The sequence below is a fragment of the Bradyrhizobium sp. genome, assembly GCF_035652035.1.
In the GTDB taxonomy this organism is placed as follows: domain Bacteria; phylum Pseudomonadota; class Alphaproteobacteria; order Rhizobiales; family Xanthobacteraceae; genus Bradyrhizobium.
The window spans coordinates 1-23,675 of record NZ_DASREO010000085.1 but is presented as its reverse complement, the minus strand read 5'-3'; the positions used below and the strand labels follow the sequence as shown (position 1 = coordinate 23,675).

Sequence of the window (23,675 nt, the reverse complement as noted above, 5' to 3'; positions counted from 1 at the left end):
TTCCCGCGTCCCGGTCAAGCTGTAACGGACCTGGTCTAAACGTCTGCCGTCACATGAAAAGCGAGTGAGTCCCCGCCAGGCCGAGACGTTGCTGATGCCAGCACCTCCTGCCTGCGCACCAAGAATTGAAGTCAAGGAGGAAGCGAATGTCGAATTCCAAAGATGCGGTCCGCAAAGTTCTCGATGCAGTCAAGGCGGACAAACGCACAAGTCTGACGGCGCCCGAAGGCAAGCTGGTTTGTGACGCCTACGGAATCCCGGTTCCCAAAGAGGGTGTGGCGAAGTCGGCGGCCGAGGCGGCCGCGATGGCGTCCGGCATGGGTTTCCCGGTCGTGATGAAGATCGTCTCCCCGGACATCCTCCACAAGACCGAGGCCGGCGGCGTGGTGGTCGGCGTCAAGACCGCCGAAGACGCCCAGAAAACCTACGACGTCATTCTGGCCAACGCCAAGAAGTACAAGGCTGATGCCAAGATCGAAGGCATCCAGATCCAGCAGATGCTCGCCGGCGGCACCGAAGTCATCGTCGGCTCCATCACCGACGGCTCGTTCGGCAAGCTGGTGGCCTTCGGCCTCGGCGGCGTGCTGGTCGAAGTCCTCAAGGACGTCACCTTCCGCCTTGCGCCGGCCACCAAGGACGATGCGCTCTCGATGCTGGACGGCATCCAGGCGCACGAGATGCTCAAGGGTGTACGCGGTGGCGATCCGGTGAATCGTGAAGCCCTCGCCGACGTCATCGTCAAGGTGTCGCAGCTCGTCAGCGACTTCCCCGAGATCGTCGAACTCGACCTCAACCCGGTGTTTGCCACCAAGAAGGACGCAGTTGCGGCCGACGTGCGCATCGTCGTCGATTTCGACTACAAGCCGCGCGAGAAGCCGCGTCCGACCGAAGAAATCGTCACCGCCATGAACCGCATCATGCAGCCGAAGGCGGTTGCGGTGATCGGCGCTTCGGCCGAGGACGGCAAGATCGGCAACTCCGTGATGAAGAACCTCATCAACGGCGGTTACAAGGGCGAGATCCTGCCGATCCATCCCAAGGCTCCGGAGATCCTCGGCTACAAGGCCTACAAGAGCGTCAAGGACGTTCCGGGCGTGATCGACGTTGCGGTGTTCGCGATCCCCGCAAAGTTCGTGGCGGCCGCGCTCACCGAATGCGGCGAGAAGAAAATTCCGGGCGCCGTCCTGATTCCGTCGGGCTTTGCCGAAGCCGGCCATCCCGAATTGCAGGCCGAGATCGTCGAGGTCGGCAAGAAGTACAACGTCCGCCTGATGGGGCCGAACATCTACGGCTTCTACTATACGCCCGCCAATCTCTGCGCGACCTTCTGTACGGCTTATGACGTCAAGGGCCACGCGGCGCTGTCGTCGCAATCCGGCGGCATCGGCATGGCGATCATCGGCTTCTCGCGTTCGGCCAAGATGGGCGTCTCCGCGATCGTCGGCCTCGGCAACAAGTCCGATATCGACGAGGACGATCTGCTTGCCTTCTTTGAGCAGGACCCGAACACCAACCTGATCGCGCAGCACTGCGAAGATCTCAAGGACGGCCGTGCATTCGCCGAAGCCGCCAAGCGCGTCGCCAAGAAGAAGCCGGTGGTCGTGCTCAAGGCCGGCCGTACGTCGGCCGGCGCCAAGGCCGCGTCCTCGCACACCGGCGCGCTCGCCGGTAACGACAAGATCTACGAGGACGTTCTCAAGCAGTCCGGCGTGATCCGCGCCCGTTCGCTGCGGCAGCTGCTCGATTTTGCGCGCGGCGTTCCGGTGCTGCCGACGCCAAAGGGCGAGAACGTGCTGATCATCACCGGCGCCGGCGGTTCGGGCGTGTTGCTATCGGACGCCTGCGTCGATAACGGCCTGTCGCTGATGACGATGCCGCCGGATCTCGATGCCGCGTTCCGGAAGTTCATCCCGCCGTTCGGTGCGGCCGGCAACCCCGTCGACATCACCGGCGGCGAGCCGCCGATCACATACGTCAACACGGTGAAGCTCGGCCTGACCGATGAGCGCATTCACTCGCTGATCCTCGGCTACTGGCACACGATCGTGACGCCGCCGATGGTGTTTGCGCGCAACATGGTCGAGGTGAAGAAGGAGATGGAAGCGAAGGGCTTCGTGAAGCCGATCGTCGCTTCGCTCGCCGGCGACATCGAGGTCGAGGAAGCCGCCGAATATCTCTACCAGCACGGCATTCCGGCCTATGCCTATTCGACCGAAATCCCGGTCGAGGTATTGGGCGCCAAGTACAAGTGGGCGCGCGGCGCGGGCCTGCTCTAAGCAACACGACATGCCGCTCCGGCAAGACCGGGGCGGCATTTTCTTATCTGGAATCGAGCAGCGCGGTTTTATCGAGCGAAGAGGTCTCTCATGTCAGGGGCAGTCGCGATGAAGAGAAACGTGATCCGGCGCAAGGCGGTCGAGCCGAAATCGGGCATGGATAGCGAAGGCGATTCCCGCGACGGCGGCGTTCAATCGGTTGATCGCGCGCTCCTGATCATCGAGACGCTGGCCGAGGACGACGAGGGATATCGTCTCACCGATCTCGCCGTACGCACGGGACTATCGACCTCGACGGTGCATCGCCTGCTCGCGACACTCGAAAAGCGTCGCTTCGTTCATTTCGACCGCTACGAATCGAAATGGCATGTCGGCGCGCAGAGCTTTTCCGTGGGCGCCACCTTCGCCCGCCGCCGCAATTTTACCGCGCAGGCGATGCCTTATTTGCGCAAGCTGCGCGACCAGACCCGCGAGACCGCCAATCTCGCCGTGGTCGACGACGAGTCCATCATCGTGCTCACGCGCATCGAAAGCCGCGAGATCATGCGCTCGCTCACGAAAGTGGGCGGCCGCGTTGCGATGGTGGCTTCCGGGGTCGGCAAGGCGGTGCTCGCCACCTACGCCGACGAAGACGTCAATTCGATCATCTGCCGGCAGGGCATGCCGCGGTTGACCGAAAAGTCGATCGTTCGTCCCGGCGAGTTGTTCAAGGAGCTCGAAAAGGTGCGGCAGTGCGGCTATGCCGTGGACGACGAAGAAGCGCGCATCGGGCTGCGTTGCATCGCTGCCGTCGTCTACAACGATTGCAGCGAACCGCTCGCTGCCATTTCGGTTTCCGGCATGACCAGCCGGATCACCGACGAGAGGCTGCCCGTGCTCGGCTGTATCGTGCGTTCGGTCGCAGCCGAACTGACCATCGTGCTGGGCGGCGTGATGCCGCCCGCCGCGGAAGTGGTTCGCTAAGGGCGTGTATTCGTAGGTTGGAACGCGAAGTCTGGCGCAGCTATGTCCTGGGGATTCTTGCCCGGCGTTACACTTCGGCTGTGAACACGTAGCTGTTGCCATCCTTGGCCAGCTTGCCGGCATTGGGCATTAGCCAGTGAGTGCCTGAAATGATGAGCCTGTCTGCGACCGCGCGATCGAAAATCCTCTTTCGCGTTTCGACGGCCATCTGCGGGTCCTGGTCGACAGCGAGCTGCCATTCCGGATTTATTGAAATGTGGGGCGAGAAGTTGACCACGTCGGCGCTGATCAGAAACTGATCGCCGCCGGAAGCGACGAGGTGCGCGACCATTCCAGGGCTGTGGCCGGGCACCTGAACGGCGTGAACGCCAGGCACGAGTTCTGGCTCTCCTTCGAAAGGCCTGACATTTTTCCACGTCGCGATCGTCGCCTGAATGCGCCGGGCCAGTCCTTTGCGGGTCGGCCCGAGATCGATCGACTCGACTCCCGGGCGTGTCCACCAGTTCAACTCGGTTGCCGGCACCATGATCTCGGCATCCGGAAAGAGCTGCGCGTTGGTCTCGTTGTGCATCAGGCCGTAGATGTGATCACCATGAAGATGAGAGACGAGGATAGTCTTGACCGCCCTGGGGTCGAGCCCCGCGGCGGCCATACTCGCGAATAGCCGTCCGTTGCCCTCTCCGTAGATCGGATGACCGCCCGTGCCTGCGTCAATCAGCACGACCTGATCGCGCAGCTTGACTGCCATCACGATGAAGCGCGACGGCCGATTGTCGGGAAAACCGGCATGACGCAACACGGCTTTGACCCGTTCGAAATCAACATTTCTGATCATATTGTCCCGCAAGGGAGCATCGCGCATGCCGTCGATCAGGGAAAAGACTTCAACGTCGCCGATCTTGTACTTGCGATAGGGTTGAGGGTCGGATTGTTGAGCTTTCGCCGGATCAACAAAGGTGACCCGCTTTTCGAGCCCAAGCGCAACGCAAGCAGTGGCTGCGCCAAGTGTCAGGCTGCGGCGCGAGACATCGAACATCTTCGGCACTCCCAAAGGATCAAACCTTATCAGCTGGAGCAGACTCTGCACTTCCATTTTTTCTTGCCGCTAACGTTCTGACGCGACGCGAAAAAATCCCCTCACTGCCATCTTGCGGGAAATAAAATCGCGTCCGTTGAGATGATGTGCCGCTCAGCCCGATGATCTCCACTCGAGAAATCATCGGATGGAGCGTGACATGGCGAAGATGCGAGCGGTCGATGCGGCTGTGCAGATCCTGGAGAAGGAAGGCGTCGTTTGCGCCTTTGGCGTTCCCGGCGCCGCAATCAATCCGCTTTATTCAGCGCTGAAGAAGAACGGCTCGATCAGCCACATTTTGGCGCGTCATGTCGAGGGTGCCTCCCACATGGCGGAGGGTTACACCCGCGCCAAGGCTGGCAATATAGGTGTATGCATCGGCACCTCCGGTCCCGCTGGAACCGACATGATCACGGGTCTTTATTCGGCGATCGCAGATTCGATTCCGATCCTGTGCATCACCGGCCAGGCGCCGCGGGCGCGGCTCTACAAGGAAGATTTTCAGGCCGTAGACATTGAAGCTATCGCGAAGCCCGTGACGAAGTGGGCGGTGACGGTGCGCGAGCCGGCGCTGGTGCCGCGCGTCTTCAGTCAGGCCTTCCACATCATGCGCTCGGGCCGTCCCGGTCCGGTGCTGATCGATCTGCCGCTCGATGTGCAGCTTGCCGAAATCGAATTCGACGTCGAGACCTACGAGCCTTTGCCGGTTTACAAGCCCGCGGCGTCGCGCAAGCAGGTCGAGAAGGCGCTCGAGATGCTCAATGCCGCCGATCGCCCGCTGATCGTGGCGGGCGGCGGCATCATCAACGCCGACGCCAGCGATCTCCTGGTGCAGTTCGCCGAGATCACCAATGTCCCCGTGGTGCCGACGCTGATGGCGTGGGGCGTTATTCCCGACGACCACGTGCTGATGGCCGGCCAGGTCGGTTTGCAAACCAGCCATCGCTACGGCAACGCCACGATGCTGGAATCCGACTTCGTGCTCGGCATCGGCAACCGCTGGGCCAACCGGCATACCGGTTCGATCGAGACTTACACGAAAGGACGGAAGTTCGTGCATGTCGATATCGAGCCGACACAGATCGGCCGGGTCTTCAATCCCGATCTCGGCATCGTGTCCGACGCGAAGGCTGCGCTCGAACTGTTCGTGACGGTTGCGAGGGAATGGCGCAAGGCGGGAAAGCTGAAGGAGCGTCAGGCCTGGCCGGCGGCGTGCCAGGATCGCAAGCGCTCGATGCTGCGCAAGAGCCACTTCGACAACGTTCCGATCAAGCCGCAGCGCGTCTATGAGGAGATGACGAAAGCGTTCGGCCGCGACACCTGCTATGTCAGCGTCATCGGGCTGTCGCAGATCGCCGGCGCGCAGTTCCTCAGCGTCTATCGGCCGCGCAACTGGATCAACGCCGGGCAGGCGGGTCCGCTGGGCTGGACGCTGCCGGCGGCGCTCGGCGTGCGCGCTGCCGATCCAACCCGCGAGATCGTTGCGCTCTCGGGCGACTATGATTTCCAGTTCTTGATCGAGGAGCTTGCGGTCGGCGCGCAGTTCAAGCTGCCGTATATCCACGTCGTCGTGAACAACTCCTATCTCGGATTGATCCGGCAGGCTCAGCGCGGCTTCGACATGGACTACCACGTGCAATTGTCGTTCGAGAACGTCAACGCGCCCGAACTTAATGGCTACGGCGTCGATCACGTCGCGGTTGCCACCGGGCTCGGCTGCAAGGCGATCCGCGTCACCGATCCGAAGAACGCGCAGGCGGCCTTCACGGAAGCGCGCGAACTGATGAAGAAACATCAGGTGCCGGTGGTCGTCGAATTCATCCTCGAGCGCGTCACCAACATCGCGATGGGCACCGAGATCGACAACGTCGTCGAATTCGAGGAGGTGCTCGATCTGCCGCTCGACGATGAGCCTGCCAGCCCTGCGGCAAAACGTGCCGATCAGTTGCTTCCGGTATAGCAGAGCCCGCCTTATCGAGGCCTGATCACAAAATGGATGACGCACGGCGGCGAGCCTCGCCGCCGCTTGCGCGCGCGCCCAAGACGCCTTAAGGCTGAGTTCGGGTCGTCTTGCAATCGTGCGGTCGCGCATCCGTCATGAAATTTTCCCGTTCCGTCGGCGCGTTCGAGGTTCCACACACAGCGACGGCGTTGCTGTTGGGCGTCAACATCGTTGTCTATGCGCTCGTGTTGCAGCGCTCGGGCACATCCGTCCCGAGTTCGGCCGCATTGTTTCGTTCAGGCGCGATCTACAGCGGTGCGCTGGCCCGCCATGAGTACTGGCGGCTCGTCGCCTATGCCTTCCTGCACGTCAGCATGTTGCACATCCTCACCAACATGGCGTGCCTGGTCTGGTGGGGCGGGCCGCTGGAGAAGCGCATCGGCACGGCCTATTTTCTGCTGATCTATTTTGCCTCGGTGATCGCCGGCGCGCTCTTCGGTATCTTTACGTCCCCCGGTCTTTACTTGAGTGTCGGCGCCTCCGCCGGAATCTCCGGCATTCTCGGGGCGCTGTTGTGTCTGAAGCTGTTGAAGCGGATCGACCTGCCGGCCAGCTTCTTCGTGATCAACCTCGGGCTCAACGTGCTCGTTGCGTTCATTGGAAGGGTCGACTGGCGTGCGCATCTCGGCGGCATCCTGGCCGGCATGGTGGTCTGCGCTGTCATCGATGCATTCGAGGTTACGGGCCCGAAGCTTATGCGCTGCAAGTTTCCGGAATTCGTCAAACTGAACCTCGGCATCCTCTTTGCAGTCGTGGCGTGGCTGACCGATTTTTCGCCCGTCGCGATGCTATTGGTGCTGGCGGTGTTGATCGTCGCCGTGAAGGGCATCGACGTTGCGCTGTCGCTGCCGCGAGGGCTCGCGTTGACGGTCGCCATGCTTGCCGCGGGCAATGCGCTGGTGATGGGCGCCGTCGTGATCCTCACGCTTCCGGAGACGACCGGCGACATTCTCTTGCCGGCGAACCTCGTGCCCTGGGCGGCGTCCTCGTTGAGAAGCCTGATCGAGGCGGCGGCCGCCGTTCCCGTCATCACAACGTTGATCGTGGTTGTCGCCGTGCTCGGGCTGACACCGCTTGTTTATTGGCCGGAGCTGACGCGCGGGCTCAACGATCGCGGCGGGTTCGTTGCGGCGAGTTTCCGCGCCGAGCGAGGCCGACGACGCGGACTGTAGCCTCACAGCACTTCGCGGACGCCGAGCCCATTCATGAAGCGCTCGCGGATCTGCACGGGATCGCGGCGGGTGGTCCCGGTGCCGGGCTTGTCGTCGATCCGCACACCAATCAGCATCGGCTCCGAAGACGTCAGTGATTGATCGATCAGGCGCTCGAAGTCGTCTTCATCCGCCGCCCAGGTGCTGCGCGTGAGACCGCAGCCGATCGCAACAGCCATCAGATCGGTCGCGCTGGCGGCGGGCGTCGGTTGCGCGCCGGTGATCTGGTAGATGCCGTTGTCCATCACCACCATTGTCAGGTTTTTCGGCTTCAAGGTCGCAATCGTCGACAAGCAACCGAGCTGCATCAAGAGCGAGCCGTCGCCTTCGAGCGCAAACACGCGGCGGTTCGGCTGCGCCAGCGCAACCCCGAGCGCAATCGGAAACGCCAGCCCCATGCTGCCGAGCATGTAGAAATTCTGCGGGCGATGACCGGCGGCCCACAGATCGAAGTTGGTATTGCCGATGCCACCAATGACGGCTTCTTCGTTCTTCAACTTGGCGACAAGCCGCGAGGTGAGATCGAAGCGGTTCATCACCTTGGTGTTGCGTGCGGGTGTTTGATTCATCGCTAGTGGTCCGATTCTAACATTCGCATCCCTTCTCAGCGATCCCTTTTGCGAATGTTAGAATCAGAAGGACCACTAGAAGATATATATTTCTAGTGGAGTTTAGGATTTGACATTCGCATTCCGAACTTGCGGCTTGGCGAGTAGCGAATGTCAAATCCACTCCACTAGTCTCACTTGTCGAATACCTTGCCGCCGGTCAGGAGCGGCGACAGGATCAGCGCAACGGGCGCCTGCGTGGTGATCGCCTGCTTGATCGAGCGGTCGACGATGAACTCGAATTCGTCGATCCGGGTTGCGGTGTGATGTTCCATGGCGAGTGAATCGAGGACGGGACGCATGGTGCGGCACACCAGCGACTGCCCGTAATTGAATTCGCCGAGCGTCCCGCGCTCGGACACGAACATGATCAGCGGAATTTGATAGGGCAGCGCCAGCGAGGCCAGCACGTTGGCGAGCGTCGCAAAGCCGGAGGTCTGCATCAACACCGCGCCGCGCAGGCCGCCCATCCAGGCGCCCGAAACGATGCCGACAGCTTCTTCCTCGCGCGCGGTCGGAAACGTCGTGAAAAACGGGTCGGCGTGCAATTCCTTGATGAGCCGCGTCAGCACCCGGTCAGGCACATAGGGCACGAGCTTGATGTCGTTGCGCTTGAGCGTCTGCAACGCGATCTCGTACCAACTCTTCTCGCCCCCGCCGGCATGAGACACTTGTCCGTCCGCGGCCGTCATTGATGTTTCCTCCATTGCCGCTTGCAACGGCCTTATTGAGGCGCCGAAACTTGACGCGAACGGCGGGATTGTCAACATGTCCTGATCGCGTTGCGATCTGCGTGAGGCGACGAGGTGGCCGATACGCAGGCATGGCATAAGGCGGATAAATGAAACAGGGAGGTCGGTTCTTCGGCGGCGCGTGGCTCGGCATGTTGTTCCTTCGCCGATGCCTGCGGGCGGCTATCGGCGTCGTGGCGATGTTTGCCAGTAGCGCCGCACTGGCGCAGGCGACGTTCCCTGTAAGACCCGTTCATATCTTCGTGCCCTATGCGGCCGGTGGCGGCGTCGACATTCTCGCGCGTACCCTGGGCGATGCCGTTTCGAAGCAGTGGGGCCAATCGGTCGTCGTCGAAAACCGGCCTGGGGCAGGGGGCGTCGTCGCTTCGCAGGCGCTGACGACGTCTGCGCCCGACGGTTACACGCTGATGGTGGTGGCGAGCGGTCATGCCACCAACCCGTTCCTTTATCCGAAGCTTCCCTACGACACGTTCAAGGACTTTACGCCGATTTCGATCTTGGCTTCGTCGCCGAACATCCTCGTGGTGCGCGCGGATTCGCCGTTCAAGACGCTGTCCGATGTCATTACGCAAGCCAAGGCCAAGCCGGGCAGCCTTTCCTACGGCCAGTCCGGCAATGGCACTTCGACGCATCTCGCCGGCGAACTGCTCAAGAAGCTCGCAGGCTTCGACATGAGCGCGATTCCCTATAAAGGCGGGGCGCCCGCGATCAACGATCTCTTGGGCGGGCAAATTCCGATGTCCTTCAACAACGCGCCGGAAGCGCTCGGGCAGTTGCAGGCGGGAACGCTGCGCGCGCTCGCCGTGACCACCAGCAAGCGATCGCCGTTCCTGCCCAATGTGCCTGCAATGTCGGAGACCGTGCCGGGCTACGACACCGAAGTGTGGTGGGGCCTCCTGGGCCCCGCGGGCATGCGCCCCGACCTGGTTGCAAAAATCTCGCGCGAGTTTGTTGCCGCGCTGAACACCGATCCGGTCAAGGAGAAGTTGGCCAAGTTCGGGGCTTCGCCGATCGGCAGCACGCCGCAAGAGCTCGACGCCAAGATTCATGCCGACTACGACAAGTGGGGCCCGATCATCAAGGCGGCCGGCATGACGGCCGAATAATAGTTGGATCAGAACCGAAAGAAGAAAAGCAAAGACATGTCCGTCAACAACAAGCGCGTGTTCTACGTCAAATATCTCGCCAACCAGCTCTATGCCGATATTCTCAAAGCGCGCCCCGACGTGCGGCTCGACCGGCTCGAGAACGAGAGCCCGGACGAGGTGTCGGCGCCGATCCTTTCAGCCGCGCATGCCTATCAGATCGGCGCTGCGCGCGACGAACTGGCGCCGCACTTTCACGCCACTGCCGATCTGCTGCGCCGCGCGCCGAACCTACTGATCGTTTCCTCGAACGGCGCCGGCTACGATCCCGTCGACGTCGACGCCTGCACGGCAGCCGGTGTGATCGTGGTCAACCAGTCCGGCGGCAACGCGCATTCGGTCGCCGAACATGCGCTGGCGATGTTGCTCACGCTGTCGAAGCGGATCATCCAGGCCGATCGCGTCATCCGGCGCGAAGCCAACGTCAACCGCAACGCGCTGATGGGCCAGGAGGTGCGGGGCAAGACGATCGGCATCGTTGGGCTGGGCAATGTCGGCCGCCGCATCGCCGCGCTTTGCAAGGGCCTATTGAGCATGAACGTGCTGGCTTACGATCCCTATTTGTCGGCAACTGAAATGGCCGAGCGTGGCGGCGAGAAGGTCACGCTAGATGAACTGCTGCGCCGCTCGGACTTCGTGTCGATTTCCTGCCCGCTGACCAAGGACAACAAGGGCATGATGGGGCAGCGCGAATTTTCACTGATGCAGCCCCACGCTTATTTCATCACCACCGCGCGCGGCTTCATCCACGACGAAGTGGCGCTGGAGCAGGCGCTGCGCGACAAGCGCATCGCGGGCGCGGGCCTCGATGTCTGGGCCAAGGAGCCGCCGCCGCCCGATCATCCGCTGCTGAAGTTCGACAATGTGATCGCGAGCCCGCATACGGCCGGCGTGACCAGGGAGGCGCGCGAGAACATGGCAAGGATCGCTGCCGAGCAGATGCTCGATGCACTCGACGGCAAGCGGCCGCCGCGCCTGATCAACCCGGAAGTCTGGCCGGCTTATGTCAAGCGCTTCGAGCGCACCTTCGGCTTTGCGCCGGGATAGGCCATTGAACTCGGGAAGACCGTAGAAGATTTTGTTTCTCCCTGGCCGCCGGGCAGCAATGAATCTGCTGCGCCGCCCGGTCTGCACGCGCGTCCCGTTGCTATTTTCGTGGCAATCTCGACACTGAGGCGAGCGGAACCCATACCTTATCCCAGGACTTTCGAGTTTCAGGCCAATGGCTTGGACGAAGGTCTTGGGAAACAAGTTATGGCCCGCCTGAATTCAATTTTGCGCTCGACCCGATCCCGGATCGGACAGCGGCTTTCCGAGATCGTTGCCATCGCGGCGGCGAGCCTTCCGGCCGCCGGCGTCTAACGCCTCTTTCTCTCATCTCAAATCAAGCCGCCGGAACGCTCAGTGCGGCGACACTGACGTTCCTTTCAGTGCTGCCGCGACTCCTTCGAAGGAACGTCAGAGTCAAAGCCACACTGAAATTATAGAATTGCCAGTGTCCTTTCAGTTCTGACATTCGTAAGCGAACTTGCCGCGACACGATACGAATGTCAGAACTGGGACACTAGCCGCTCGATGGTCTGAATGTGGCGGGCGAGCAGCGCGCTCGCCTGCTCGATATTGCGTGCGCGCAACGCCCCGAGAATGAGACGATGGTCCTGATTGGACCGCGGCCGCCAGCCGGAACTGCGCGCCATCGCGAACACTAGCCGTGAATTCGCGCGCTGCAATCCATCGAGGCTGGCAAGCAGGCGCGGCATGCCGCAGGGAGCAACCAGCGCCTTGTGAAAGGCGCGGTTGGCGGCCTCGAAATCCTGCAAGGTCTCGGCGTTCTCGCCTTCGATCAGCGCCAGCTCGATTTTGGCGAGATGTGCCTGCGTCAGTCGCGGCGCGGCGTGGCGCAATGCGACCACTTCGAGTGCCGCGCGCATCTCGGAAATCTCGCGAATGGCTGTGGCGTCGAGCGGCGCGACCCGCACGCCGCGCCGGGGCAGGGCGACCACGAGATGCTGAGCCTCGAGTTGGCGAAAGGCTTCGCGCACCGGCACGTGGCTCGAGTTGAATTCGCGCGCGATGTGGTCCTGACGGAGCGGCATGTCGGGCTTCAGCGTGCCCGCAATGATGCGCTCCGCGATGGCCTCGGTGATGCGGGTGGCAACGGTCGAATTCTCGGCGGCGTCAGTCATAGATTATCTATCGTAAATTTGAGTGCGATGGCCAATGGCCTCCGCTAACGTAAAACGCATCGGTATGATTATAGATAAAAATCATAGTTATCTATAAAATGAAAGGGCGGTGCGATGGCAGATGGATTGGCAGAGGGGCAGCACGACAGCCGCGAGGTTGTCCGTCACGACTGGAGGCGCAAGGAAGCGCAAGCGCTCTACGATCTGCCCTTTTCCGATCTGATGTTTCGCGCGCAGAGCGCCCATCGCGCAAACTTCGATCCCAATCACGTCGAGACCGCGAGCCTGCTCAGCATCAAGACCGGAGGCTGCCCGGAGGACTGCGGCTACTGCTCGCAGAGCGCGCATTACGACACGGGGTTGAAGGCGACGAAATTGATGGCGCAGGCCGATGTAGTCGCGACCGCACAGCGCGCGCGGGATGCCGGCGCGACGCGTTTCTGCATGGCCGCTGCCTGGCGCAATCCGAAAGACCGCGACCTCGACGAGGTCTGCGGCATGGTTAGCGCGGTGAAAGAAATGGGCATGGAGGCTTGCGCGACACTGGGCATGCTGACCGCGCCGCAAGCCGCGCGTCTGCGCGAAGCAGGGCTCGATTTCTACAACCACAACGTCGACACCTCGCCGGAATTCTACGACCAGATCATCACGACGCGCACCTTGCAGGACCGTATCGATACGCTGGCCCACGTGCGCGAAGCCGGCATCAAGGTGTGTTGCGGCGGCATCATCGGCATGGGCGAGGAGGTCGACGATCGGCTCGGCATGCTGGTGCTGCTCGCCAATTTGCCCAGCCATCCCGAAAGCGTGCCGATCAATCTGTGGAACGAGGTGAAGAGCGTGCCGGTCAACGACACCGCCGCGCGCCCCGACGGAATCGCGCTGGCGCGGCTGGTCGCGGTGGCCCGCATCATGATGCCTAGAAGCGTGGTGCGGCTCTCGGCAGGGCGGCAATACATGACAGACGAATTGCAGGCGCTATGTTTCCTCGCCGGCGCCAATTCGATCTTCATCGGCGATGTGCTGCTCACGACGAAGAATCCGCAAAGATCGCGCGACGCCAATCTGTTCGATCGGCTCGGCATCACTTCCGGCCTCAAGTCGTGAGCCTCGCCGCAAGCTATGCCGCAGACCTGGACGCGCTGAAGGATGACGATCGGCTGCGCAGCCTTAAAGCCCGCGCCGGCATCGATTTCTCCTCCAACGATTATCTGGGGCTCGCCAACAATTCGCGCATGCGCAAGGCGATTGCGGCTGCGGTTGAGGCGGGAACGCCAATAGGCGCCGGCGGCTCGCGGCTGCTCCGCGGCAACTGCGCCGAGCACGAAAGCCTCGAGGCCGAGGCTGCGAAATTCTTCGGCGCGGAAGCGGCGATCTTTTTTGCGACCGGCTATACCGCCAATTTCGCCGTGCTGACGACGCTCCCGCAGCGGGGTGATCTCCTCGTACTGGACCAACTCGTTCATGCCAGCATTCACGAAGGCGCGCGTGCGGGCCGCGCCGAGTTTCGCTTTTCCGCGCATAACGATGCCAATGCTGTTGAAGAGGTGATCCGCACCTGGCGCCGGGAAGGTGGCAAGGGGCGGATCTGGATCGTCGCCGAAAGCCTTTACAGCATGGACGGCGATTTCGCGCCGCTTGAAGCGCTTGTTGCGATTGCCGACCGCCACGACGCCTTCCTGATGATCGACGAAGCGCACGCCACCGGCGTCTTTGGTCCGAACGGCCGAGGCCTCACAGCAGCCTATGAGGGCCGCGAGAATCTCATCGCCATTCACACCTGCGGCAAGGCATTGGGCGCTGCCGGCGCACTGGTGACGACGACGCGGCTGCTGAGGGATTTCATCGTCAACCGCTGCCGTCCGTTCATCTTCTCGACCGCGCCGTCGCCGCTGATGGCGGTCGCTGTTGAGGAAGCGCTCGCGATCCTGCGCGAGGAGCCGGTGCACCAGCAGCGCCTGACACGGCTGATCGGTTTTGCGCGAGAGGAAATCGGCGCGCGCCAGGGATGGCAGTTCTGTGGCTCGCAGATCATCCCCTATATCGTCGGCGACAATGCACGAACGATGACGCTTGCGGGCGGCTTGCAGGCGCGCGGCTTCGACATCAGGGGCATTCGTCCGCCGACAGTACCAGTTGGCACCGCGCGGTTGCGCATTTCGCTGACCAATAATGTCGACGAGAGCGATGTGCGCGCGATGCTGGATGCGCTCGCCGAAGTCACGGGCGGCGGAAGCCGATGAGCCGGCCGATCGTGGTGACCGGCACCGACACCGAAATCGGCAAGACCGTTTTTGCCGCCGGCCTCGCCGATCTGCTTCAAGCCAGTTACTGGAAGCCGATCCAGTCCGGCCTTGAAGGCGAGACGGATTCGCAGGTTGTCGCGCGATTGGGCGGCTTGTCCTCCGACCGCATCCTCCCCGAGCTTTATCGTTTGAAGACACCGGTCTCGCCGCATCAGTCGGCTGCGATCGATGGCGTCCGCATTGATGCAGACGCGCTGGTGCCACCCGACACGGGCGGCCGGCCGCTGGTGATTGAAGGCGCCGGCGGTCTGATGGTGCCGCTAAATCCATCCACTCTTTATATCGACGTGTTCGCGCGATGGCGCCTTCCCGTGGTGATGTGCGCCCGAACGACGCTCGGCACCATCAACCATTCGCTGCTGTCCATAGAGGCCCTGCGCCGGCGCGACATCGAACTTCTCGGCATTGCGTTTCTCGGCGATAGCCATACCGAGAGCGAGCGCGCGATCTGCGAAATCGGGCGTGTCAAACGCCTCGGGCGGTTGCCGCGCATTGCGCCGCTCAATCGAAATGCGCTGCGCGACGCCTTCGCCGCATCGTTCAATCCAGGCGATTTTCGCTGATGCGCAGAAAAACGTCTCCCATTTGGCATCCGTTCACGCAGCACGCGCTGCAGCCCGACATGGTGAAGATCGAGCGCGGCGAGGGCGCCTATCTCTATGCGGCCGACGGGCGCCGCATCATCGACGCCATCGCTTCGTGGTGGGTGGTCACGCACGGCCATTGTCACCCCGCCATCGTCCGCGCGATTCAGAAGCAGGCGGAACGGCTCAACCAGATCATCTTCGCCGGTCACACGCACGAGCCGGCCGAACGGGTGGCATCTGCGCTTCTCAAGCTGACGCCGCCCGGCCTCGACTATGTGTTTTTCTCGGATAGCGGCTCGACCAGCGTCGAGGTCGCACTGAAGATGGCGCTCGGCTATTGGCGCAATATCGGCGAAAGCCGTTCGCGCATCGTGGTGATGCAGCACTCCTATCATGGCGACACCATCGGGGCGATGTCGGTCGGCGCCCGCGGCGTCTTCAATGCCGCCTATGGCCCGCTGCTGTTCGACGTGGCGACGGTGCCGTTTCCGTCTGGAGGACAGGAGCAAACGACGCTTGATGCACTGGAGGTGGCCTGCCGTGACAAGCCAGCCGCCTTCATCGTCGAGCCACTGATCTTGGGCGCGGGTGGGATGCTGATGTATCAGCCGTGGGTGCTGAAGGAAATGAAGCGGATCTGCGAGCAGGCCGGCGTGTGGTTCATCGCCGACGAGGTCATGACCGGCTGGGGCCGCACCGGTACGCTGTTTGCGTGCGAGCAGGCGGACGTCGTGCCCGACATCGCTTGCTACTCGAAGGGGCTGACCGGCGGCGCGCTGCCGCTTGCCGTGACGCTCTGCCGAAACGAGATCTTCGATGCGCACTTCTCGCACGACCGCAGCCGCACTTTCTTCCATTCCAGTTCCTACACGGCCAATCCCATTGCTTGCGCCGCCGCCAAAGCGAACCTGGATTTATGGAGCGATCCGGCGACTCTCGGACGCGTTGCTTCCGTCGCGGCGATGCAGGAAAAAGCGCTGGCGCCGTTTCGCTCCGATGAAAGATTTAAGGATGTGCGCCGCGTCGGCACCATTGCGGCGCTCGACCTCGACGTGCGCGACAGTGGCTATCTTGCCGGTATCGGGCCAAAGCTCCTCGCGTTCTTCGGCAGCCGGAATTTGCTGGTCCGCCCGCTCGGCAACACGATCTATGTGATGCCGCCCTATTGCGTCACCCAGGCCGATCTCGACGAGATCTATGCAGCGATAGAAGATGCCGCTAACCTCCACTGAGTGGGGGGAGAAGAACTTGCAACAAGGCATGGAAGGTCTGGCGTCAATCGCGAGCGACGACGAACGTCGCCTCTACCGCAAGGTGGTCTGGCGGATCATCCCCTTTATCTTCGTCTGCTACGTTCTCAACTACATTGACCGCGTCAATGTCAGCTTCGCCAAACTGCAGTTCAAGGATGATCTGAGCCTCACCGACGCGAGCTATGGCCTTGGGGTCGGCCTGTTCTACGTCGGCTACATCCTGTTCGAAGTGCCGAGCAATCTGGTGTTGCAGAAGATCGGCGCGCGTAAAACCATTATGAGGATTATGTGCCTGTGGGGCCTGACCTCGATGGCCACGGCTTTCGTTTCAAGCCCGCTTCAGTTCTACCTCGCGCGCATCGTGCTCGGCGCGGCTGAGGCCGGCTTCTTTCCGGGCATCATTCTCTATCTCACGCTTTGGTTTCCGGACCGCATGCGCGGGCGGATCATGTCTTACTTCGTGCTCGCAATCGCGGCATCCGGAACGATCGGTGGGCCGATTTCCGGCGTGATCATGCAAAACCTCGGCGGCCTGCTCGGGCTAAAGAATTGGCAATGGCTGTTCCTGATCGAGGGAATGCTGCCGGTGGTCATGGGGATCGCGGCGTTCTTCGTGCTCAATGATCGGCCGCGCGATGCCGTCTGGCTATCGGACCGGGAGAAAGACTTGCTGATCGCCAACCTCAAGGTCAAAGGCGGTAGCGACAGCCGCTCCGGCACGCGCGCCTTTCTGCTGGCGCTGCGCAAGCCAATGCTGTGGGTCGCCACGTCAGGCTACTTCTCGGTGACATGGGCGGGAATGGTTCTCAATTTCTGGTCACCGACCATTATCCAGCGCGCAGGCGTGACGAACCTGCTGCATGTCGGCCTGCTGTCAGCGGTGCCGTACATGATCGGAGCGGCCGGCATGCTCGTGTTCGGTTATCATTCCGATCGCCGGCTCGAGCGGCATTGGCATTTCTTCGCCGCCGTCGCCGTCGCTGGCTGCGCGGCGATTGCGATCGCCTTTTCATTGTGGAACTCCGCGCTGTCGGTCGCCTGCCTCGCCGTCCTTGCGATCGGCTATCTCTCCGCCACCGCCTTGTTCTGGACCATTCCGACCGGCTTCCTCTCCGAAAGGGAATCCGCCGGCAGTATCGCGTTCATCAGTAGCGCGGGTCAGATCGGCAGCCTCATCGCTCCGGTGCTGTTCGGCTATGTCTCGGTTCTCACCGGCGATCTCAGGATGGGCGCATGCCTCGTTGCGCTGGTGCTGTTTGGCGGTGGAAGTGCGGTTGTAAGCCTCAAGGGCTACGCCAAATCGGATTGAGCTCGCCGTGAAACACGCGTTCACGGATTTTTACCCTTACTTAGGGGCTCTCTCTTTATGTTGATCGCATCGTGATCTGCATCGGACCGGTTGTCCGCTTCCCGCCCGCACGGCGTTTCCAAAATCAGGTGTTGAATGCTCGGCAACCTCCGGATTTCCTACAAGCTCTTCATGATGATCGGCCTGTCCGTGCTGGGCATCGCCGCGATGGCAGCCATGGGATTGTCGGCGCTGTGGGGCAACCTGATTGAGGATCGCAAGGCCAAGCTCCAGGATGTCGTCCTGCTGGTACGCCAGACGCTTGAGCTGGATTATCAGGCCTCAAAGAAGGCCGGGCTTTCGGAGGCCGATGCCATCGAGCACGGCAAGGTGCTGATCCGCACCTTCCGCTTCGGCAAGGATGACTACTTCTACGCCATCGACCCCAAGGGCGTTGCGGTGGCGAACCCGAATCCCAAGGTCGAGGGCAAGAACCTCTATGACGCGGCCGATTCCGATGGCGTTCTATTCGTCAAGCGCCAGCTTGAGATTGCCGCCAATGGCGGTGGCTTCTTGTCCTACCGTTTCCCGCGCGCCGCCGGAGGCGATCCGCTGCCGAAGACCTCTTATGCCGTCGAATTCAAGCCCTTCAACTGGGTGATCGGCGCCGGCATGTATCTCGACGACATCAATGCCATCTTCTGGAGTCAGGCGCTGACCCGGGGAATCCTGATCGGCCTGGCGATGCTTGTCATCGGCGGTCTCTTTCTCCTGCTCAGCCGCAGCATTGTGAATCCGATCAACGCAATGACGATCGCGATGCGGAAGATTGCACAAGGCGATACATCGACCTCGATTCCGGCGCTTGAGCGCGGCGACGAACTCGGCGCCATGGCGCAGTCGGTCAAGGTGTTCCGCGACAACATGATCGAGGCAGAGCGGCTTCGCGGCGAGCAGGACGTCCTGAAGACGCAGGCCGATTCCGAGCGAAAGCTTATTATGGCTCGCACCGCCGATGAATTCGAACGCGGTGTCCGTGCCTCACTCGACAGTCTTGCCGGCGCTGCTTCCGACATGCAGGCGACCTCCCGCAGCATGTCCTCGACCGCAATCGAGGCGAGCCAGCAGGCCACGTCCGTGGCGGCCGTCGCCGAGCAGGCGTCGGTCAACGTCCAGACCGTCGCGGCCGCGACCGAGGAACTGTCGTCCTCGGTGTCGGAAATCGGCCGCCAAGTGACCCAATCGACGGAAATCGCCGGCCAGGCAGTCGCCGAGGCCAACCGAACCAATCTCACCGTGCAGGGTCTGTCGGCGGCGGCGCAGAAGATCGGCGACGTCGTCAAGCTGATCAGCGATATCGCGAGCCAGACCAATCTTCTGGCGCTCAACGCCACGATCGAGGCGGCGCGCGCGGGCGAAGCTGGCCGGGGCTTTGCCGTTGTCGCCAACGAAGTCAAATCGCTGGCGAGCCAGACCGCGAAAGCAACCGACGAAATCTCGGCTCAGGTCGGCGCCATGCAGGATGCAACCACCGAAGCGGTGCAGGCGATCGAGGGCATCGGCCGCACCATCAGCTCGATCAACGAGATCGCGTCGGCGATCTCGAGCGCGGTCGAGCAGCAGGGAACGGCGACCCAGGAGATCGCCCGCAACGTGCAGGAAGCAGCGCTCGGCACCGGTCAGGTCTCGAGCAATATTGCGGCCGTCAACGATGCAGCCGAAAAGACCGGCGCGGCCTCGAACGGCGTGCTTGCCTCGGCGGAGCAGCTGAGCAAGCAGGCGGTGACGCTTCGCGCCGACGTCGATCGCTTCCTCGCCAATATCCGCGCGGCCTGATCAGCGTCGCTTTGCCCTATGGGCTTAAGCCAAAGAGCGTATTCGCGCGGGGACAATTCTTAACGGTTTTTTGAGAAACTGGCCGCCGATAGCCGTTCGGAAGCGGCTGCCAACGGTTAGGGGACTCGCGCCGATGATAATCTGGTCGTTTGCAAAACACGCGTTCATGATGTTCTGGTATCCCTATGTCGGGATGCTGAACAGGATCTGGCCGTCGATTGTCGTTGGCGGAAAGCGGCTGGTCATCTTCCCCGGCGTCTACAAGCCGCTCGAGAACGAGCATGCCTGTGTCGACTACTGCCGGGCTGGAGACATGGTCCTCGACCTCGGATGCGGCAGCGGCGTAGGCGCGGTGTTCTGTGCGCCCAAGGCGCGCGAACTGCTTGCAGTCGATATCAGCCCATCAGCGGTTCAGAACACGGCGGAGAACTGCCGGCTTCACGGCATCCACAACGTCACCGTCAAGCAAAGCGACATGTTCTCCAACGTCGAGGGCAAGTTCGATCTGATCCTGGCCAACCCGCCTTATCTCGAGGCGGAATTCGCCAACAAGGACCGGCAATTCGCGACCTCGAAACGCTATCTTCCCGTCCTGTTTTCCAAGGTTGGTGACTACATGGCGCGAGATGGCTTGCTGGTCATTCAGTACCCGATCTGGTTCCGGGGGCTGATCGGAAGGCTTGCATCAGAGCACGGCATGAGAGTGCTGGAAGTGCGCCGCATGCCGTTGAAGTCTCCGTCTCTCCTGCTTTTGAGCCTGGCCTACATGCAGTTTGGCTTCCGCTCCGCGTTCTATCTGTTGCAGCAGACGCCGGCGACCCAGGCAACAATGCATTCCTCTTCCGATGTGCGTTGGCAGGCGGCCGAGCAGGCAGTTTCCAAGAAAGAGCCCGCGCTGACGTAACGGTTCACGTCATGCGGCGCGTGCGTCGCTGGCATGATCGTCTGCGGTCGCTGCGGCATGCTTTGCCTCCTTGCGCTGTTCGGTTGACTTCGTGCCCTTGCGGCCGATCTTGCGGACGATGGTATAGAAGGCCGGCGTGAACAGCAGGCCGAACGCAGTCACGCCCAGCATGCCGGAGAACACCGCCGTCCCCAGCGATTGACGCATCTCCGAGCCTGCGCCGGTCGCAACCACCAGCGGCGCAACGCCGAAGATGAACGCGAGCGACGTCATCAGGATCGGGCGCAGCCGCGTCCGCGCCGCGGTGACGGCGGCTTCAGCCGGAGTGGCGCCGCTTTCTTCGGTCTGCCGCGCGAATTCAACGATCAGGATCGCGTTCTTGGCCGCAAGACCGACCAAGACGACGAAGCCAATCTGCGCCAGCACGTCGATCGGCATGCCCCGCATCAACAGCCCGGTCACGGAAGCGAGCAGGCACATCGGCACGATCATCACCACCGCCAGCGGCAGATTCCAGCTCTCGTACTGGGCCGCGAGCACCAGGAACACGAACAAGGCCGCGGCACCGAACACCAGCAAAGATGAGGTCCCCGGCAGTTGCTGTTGAAAGGCAAGCTCGGTCCACTCAAAGCCGATCCCCGGCGGCAGCACATCATGGGCGAGTTCTTCCATCTGCTTCAGCGCCGTGCCGGTCGCAACGCCCGGGGCGGCGACGCCCATGACTTCAGCGGCCGGGAATAGATCGTAGCGAGGCACGCGGTAGGCCGCGTTCTCGGACTTCATCCGCGCGACCGTGCCGATCGGGACCATCTCGCCCGATCGGTTACGCGCCTTCAGCCGCGCAATGTCCTGCGGGTCCTGGCGGAAACTGCCGTCGGCTTGCGCGATCACTTGATAAGTGCGGCCGAGATAGTTGAAGTCGTTGACATATTGCGAGCCGAGATAGAGCTGCAGCGTCGAGAACACGTCGGTCGGCGTCAGGCCGACCTTTTCGGCCTTCTCGCGGTCAATATCGGCATAGATCGACGGCGAGCGCGTGCCGAACAGCGTGAAGACGCCAGCGAAGCTCGGATCCTTGTTGGCGGCGGCGACCAGCTTCTGCGCCGCTTTCGCGAGCGCTTCTGATCCCAGACCCGCGCGATCCTGCACCATCAACTTGAAGCCGCCGGCATTGCCGATGCCATGCACCGGTGGCGGCGGGATCGTCAGCACATGGGCTTCCTGGATCACCGAAAGGCGCTTGCGCAAATCCGCCAGCACGCTCGCCGCGGTCACGCCCTCAACCTGGTGATTGTAGAGCGACGGCAGGCCGGAAAAGATCGTCCCGGCATTGGAGGCGATGGTGAAGGTGGTCGCGTCGAGCCCCGCAAACGGGGCCACGTGTTCGACGCCTGGCGTCGACATCATGATGTCGATCGCCTTCTTGACCACGGCTTCGGTCCGATCGAGTGTCGCGCCGGGCGGCAATTGCAGCACGGTGATCAGATAGCCCTGGTCTTGTTCCGGGATGAAGCCGGTGGGCGCGCGTGCAAACTGGACGCCGGCGATGCCGATGAGCCCAACGTAGACGGCGAGCACCACGCCTGCGATCTGCAGAAGCCGCCGCGTCAACCGTCCATAGCCCGTCGAGAGCCAATTGAAGCCGAAGTTGAAGCGGTCGAATCCCGCCTGCACCAGACGCGCGATCCATGAACGGCGCGCGGCGTGGCCAGGCTCGTGGGCCTTGAACAAAACGGCGCAAAGGGCAGGGCTGAGGGTCAGCGAGATGAAGCAAGAGATCAGCGTCGAGGCCGCGATCGTGATCGCGAATTGCCGGAAGAACTCGCCGGTGATGCCGGAGAGAAACGCCGAAGGCACGAACACCGCGCACAGCGTCAGCGCAATCGAGATCAGCGCGCCGCCGACCTCGTTCATGGTGACATGAGCGGCCTCCCTCGGTTTCATCCCCCGCTCGAGGTTGCGTTCGACATTCTCAACCACGACGATGGCGTCGTCGACGACAATGCCGACCGCGAGCACGAGGCCGAACAGCGACAGGTTGTTCAGCGAGATCCCGAGCGCGTACAGGAAGGTGAATGTGCCGACCAGCGAGACCGGGATAGCGATGACCGGAATGATCGCGGCGCGCCAGCTCTGCAGGAACAGGAACACGACGCCGACCACGAGCAGAACCGCGACGAAGATCGTCTTGATCACCTCGTCGATCGATTTGCTGACGAAGATGGTCGGATCATAGATGATCGTGTATTCGAGGCCGGGAGGGAAGTCCTTGCTCAGCTTCTGTATCGCGTCTTTCACTTCGCGATCGACGGCGAGCGAATTGGCGCCCGGCTGGGCGAAGATCAGGAGCGGTAGACCCGGTTCGCGGTCCATGAAGGCGGTCGAGCCGTAATCGGACGCTCCGATCTCGACGCGGCCAACGTCGCGCAGCCGTGTGACGCGCCCCTCGCTATCGGCCTTCAGCACGATCGAGGCAAACTCCTCGGGCGTTGACAGCCGTCCAAGCGTCTGCACGTTGATCTGATAGGCCTGCTTGGAGGCGATCGGGGGCTGGTTCAGGATGCCCGCCGAGACCTGGACGTTCTGGGCGCGCAGCGCGGTCAGAACTTCGTTCGCGTTCAGATTATGCGCCGCGACCTTGTCCGGATCGAGCCAGATGCGCATGGCGTATTCGCGCCCGCCCTGCATCGTGACGTCGCCGACGCCCGGCAGCCGCGCCAGCACGTCCTTCACGTGCAATGTTGCGTAGTTCGAGATGTAAAGCAGATCGCGGGATGAGTCTGGCGAATAGAGGTGAATGGCAAGCAGGATGTCAGGCGTTGCCTTTCTCACCTGCACGCCTTGGCGCTGCACGTCCTCCGGCAGCCGGGGCAGGGCGTCCTGCACGCGGTTCTGCGTCAGCATCTGCGCGACATTCAGATCAGTCCCGATCCGGAACGTCACCGTGATGGTGAGCTTGCCGTCCCCAGTCGATTGGCTGTTCATGTAGATCATGTTCTCGACGCCGTTGATCTCCTGTTCGAGCGGCGTCGCCACCGTCCGCGAAACGACGTCCGCGGAGGCTCCCGGATAGCTTGTGGTGATCTGGACCGTTGGCGGCACGATCTCCGGATATTGCGCAATGGGCAGGATCGCGAGCGCGCCAAGCCCGATCAGCGTCACGAAGACGCTCAGCACGGTGGCGAAGATCGGCCTGTCGATGAAGCTGTGGGTCATGGGGAACTCGCGATTTCCGGATGTTTCGTTCAATCGGCCTTTCAGCCTTGCTGGTCGGCGGCCGCGT

Annotated in this window: 18 protein-coding genes; 13 read left to right on the top strand and 5 right to left on the bottom strand. The window is 62.1% G+C overall.

What is annotated here, in order from left to right; translation table 11 throughout:
• Positions 1–146: 146 nt before the first annotated feature.
• Complete coding sequence (locus tag VFB05_RS22580) at positions 147–2,276, top strand: acetate--CoA ligase family protein (protein WP_325016361.1); 2,130 nt, start codon at positions 147–149, stop codon at positions 2,274–2,276.
• 108 nt (positions 2,277–2,384) lie between these two features.
• Positions 2,385–3,239 (top strand): IclR family transcriptional regulator, encoded by an 855-nt coding sequence (locus VFB05_RS22575; protein WP_325016633.1) that lies wholly within the window; start codon positions 2,385–2,387, stop codon positions 3,237–3,239.
• Between the two features lie 67 nt (positions 3,240–3,306).
• Here VFB05_RS22575 and VFB05_RS22570 read toward each other — a convergent pair whose 3' ends face one another.
• Positions 3,307–4,275, bottom strand: a complete 969-nt coding sequence (locus VFB05_RS22570) for an MBL fold metallo-hydrolase (protein WP_325016359.1) — start codon at positions 4,273–4,275, stop codon at positions 3,307–3,309.
• A gap of 199 nt (positions 4,276–4,474) precedes the next feature.
• Between VFB05_RS22570 and gcl the strand changes: the two genes are divergently transcribed.
• Positions 4,475–6,274, top strand: coding sequence for a glyoxylate carboligase (gcl, locus tag VFB05_RS22565; RefSeq protein WP_325016357.1), 1,800 nt, complete (start codon positions 4,475–4,477; stop codon positions 6,272–6,274).
• Positions 6,275–6,411: 137 nt separating this feature from the next.
• Positions 6,412–7,488: a rhomboid family intramembrane serine protease gene (locus VFB05_RS22560; RefSeq protein WP_325016355.1), complete on the top strand. Its 1,077-nt coding sequence runs from the start codon at positions 6,412–6,414 to the stop codon at positions 7,486–7,488.
• A gap of 2 nt (positions 7,489–7,490) precedes the next feature.
• Here VFB05_RS22560 and VFB05_RS22555 read toward each other — a convergent pair whose 3' ends face one another.
• Together VFB05_RS22555 and VFB05_RS22550 are read right to left on the bottom strand one after the other, a co-directional pair.
• Entirely contained in the window at positions 7,491–8,096 is a 606-nt protein-coding gene (locus VFB05_RS22555; RefSeq protein WP_325016353.1) for a thiamine pyrophosphate-dependent enzyme, read from the bottom strand.
• A 173-nt stretch (positions 8,097–8,269) separates the two neighbouring features.
• Positions 8,270–8,827, bottom strand: a complete 558-nt coding sequence (locus VFB05_RS22550) for a decarboxylase (RefSeq protein ID WP_325016351.1) — start codon at positions 8,825–8,827, stop codon at positions 8,270–8,272.
• Between the two features lie 239 nt (positions 8,828–9,066).
• Here VFB05_RS22550 and VFB05_RS22545 point away from each other — a divergent pair, with 239 nt between their 5' ends.
• Positions 9,067–9,993, top strand: a complete 927-nt coding sequence (locus VFB05_RS22545) for a Bug family tripartite tricarboxylate transporter substrate binding protein (protein WP_414643276.1) — start codon at positions 9,067–9,069, stop codon at positions 9,991–9,993.
• Between the two features lie 36 nt (positions 9,994–10,029).
• Complete coding sequence (locus VFB05_RS22540) at positions 10,030–11,079, top strand: hydroxyacid dehydrogenase (protein WP_325016347.1); 1,050 nt, start codon at positions 10,030–10,032, stop codon at positions 11,077–11,079.
• Positions 11,080–11,582: 503 nt separating this feature from the next.
• Here the strand turns inward: VFB05_RS22540 and VFB05_RS22535 are convergent.
• Positions 11,583–12,218 (bottom strand): GntR family transcriptional regulator, encoded by a 636-nt coding sequence (locus tag VFB05_RS22535; RefSeq protein WP_325016345.1) that lies wholly within the window; start codon positions 12,216–12,218, stop codon positions 11,583–11,585.
• A gap of 114 nt (positions 12,219–12,332) precedes the next feature.
• On the opposite strand from VFB05_RS22535, the gene bioB reads away from it, so the two are divergent.
• The 7 genes from bioB to VFB05_RS22500 all read left to right on the top strand — a co-directional run bounded on the left by bioB (position 12,333) and on the right by VFB05_RS22500 (position 20,392).
• The gene (gene bioB / locus VFB05_RS22530; protein WP_325016343.1) at positions 12,333–13,325 is read left to right on the top strand and encodes a biotin synthase BioB; all 993 of its coding nucleotides are present in this window, start codon (positions 12,333–12,335) and stop codon (positions 13,323–13,325) included.
• Entirely contained in the window at positions 13,322–14,461 is a 1,140-nt protein-coding gene (locus VFB05_RS22525; protein ID WP_325016341.1) for an 8-amino-7-oxononanoate synthase, read from the top strand. The genes bioB and VFB05_RS22525 overlap by 4 nt, the downstream gene beginning before the upstream one ends.
• Positions 14,458–15,087, top strand: a complete 630-nt coding sequence (gene bioD, locus VFB05_RS22520; RefSeq protein WP_325016339.1) for a dethiobiotin synthase — start codon at positions 14,458–14,460, stop codon at positions 15,085–15,087. The genes VFB05_RS22525 and bioD overlap by 4 nt, the downstream gene beginning before the upstream one ends.
• The gene (locus VFB05_RS22515; RefSeq protein WP_325016337.1) at positions 15,087–16,343 is read left to right on the top strand and encodes an adenosylmethionine--8-amino-7-oxononanoate transaminase; all 1,257 of its coding nucleotides are present in this window, start codon (positions 15,087–15,089) and stop codon (positions 16,341–16,343) included. The genes bioD and VFB05_RS22515 overlap by 1 nt, the downstream gene beginning before the upstream one ends.
• A 16-nt stretch (positions 16,344–16,359) precedes the next feature.
• On the top strand, positions 16,360–17,673 hold the full coding sequence (locus tag VFB05_RS22510; RefSeq protein ID WP_325016335.1) for an MFS transporter: 1,314 nt from the start codon (positions 16,360–16,362) through the stop codon (positions 17,671–17,673).
• A gap of 135 nt (positions 17,674–17,808) precedes the next feature.
• On the top strand, positions 17,809–19,488 hold the full coding sequence (locus VFB05_RS22505) for a methyl-accepting chemotaxis protein (RefSeq protein WP_325016333.1): 1,680 nt from the start codon (positions 17,809–17,811) through the stop codon (positions 19,486–19,488).
• A gap of 133 nt (positions 19,489–19,621) precedes the next feature.
• A complete protein-coding gene (locus VFB05_RS22500) occupies positions 19,622–20,392 on the top strand; it encodes a class I SAM-dependent methyltransferase (RefSeq protein WP_325016331.1) in 771 nt (256 codons plus the stop codon).
• A 9-nt stretch (positions 20,393–20,401) separates the two neighbouring features.
• Here VFB05_RS22500 and VFB05_RS22495 read toward each other — a convergent pair whose 3' ends face one another.
• Positions 20,402–23,608, bottom strand: a complete 3,207-nt coding sequence (locus VFB05_RS22495) for a multidrug efflux RND transporter permease subunit (RefSeq protein ID WP_325016329.1) — start codon at positions 23,606–23,608, stop codon at positions 20,402–20,404.
• Positions 23,609–23,675: the final 67 nt, after the last annotated feature.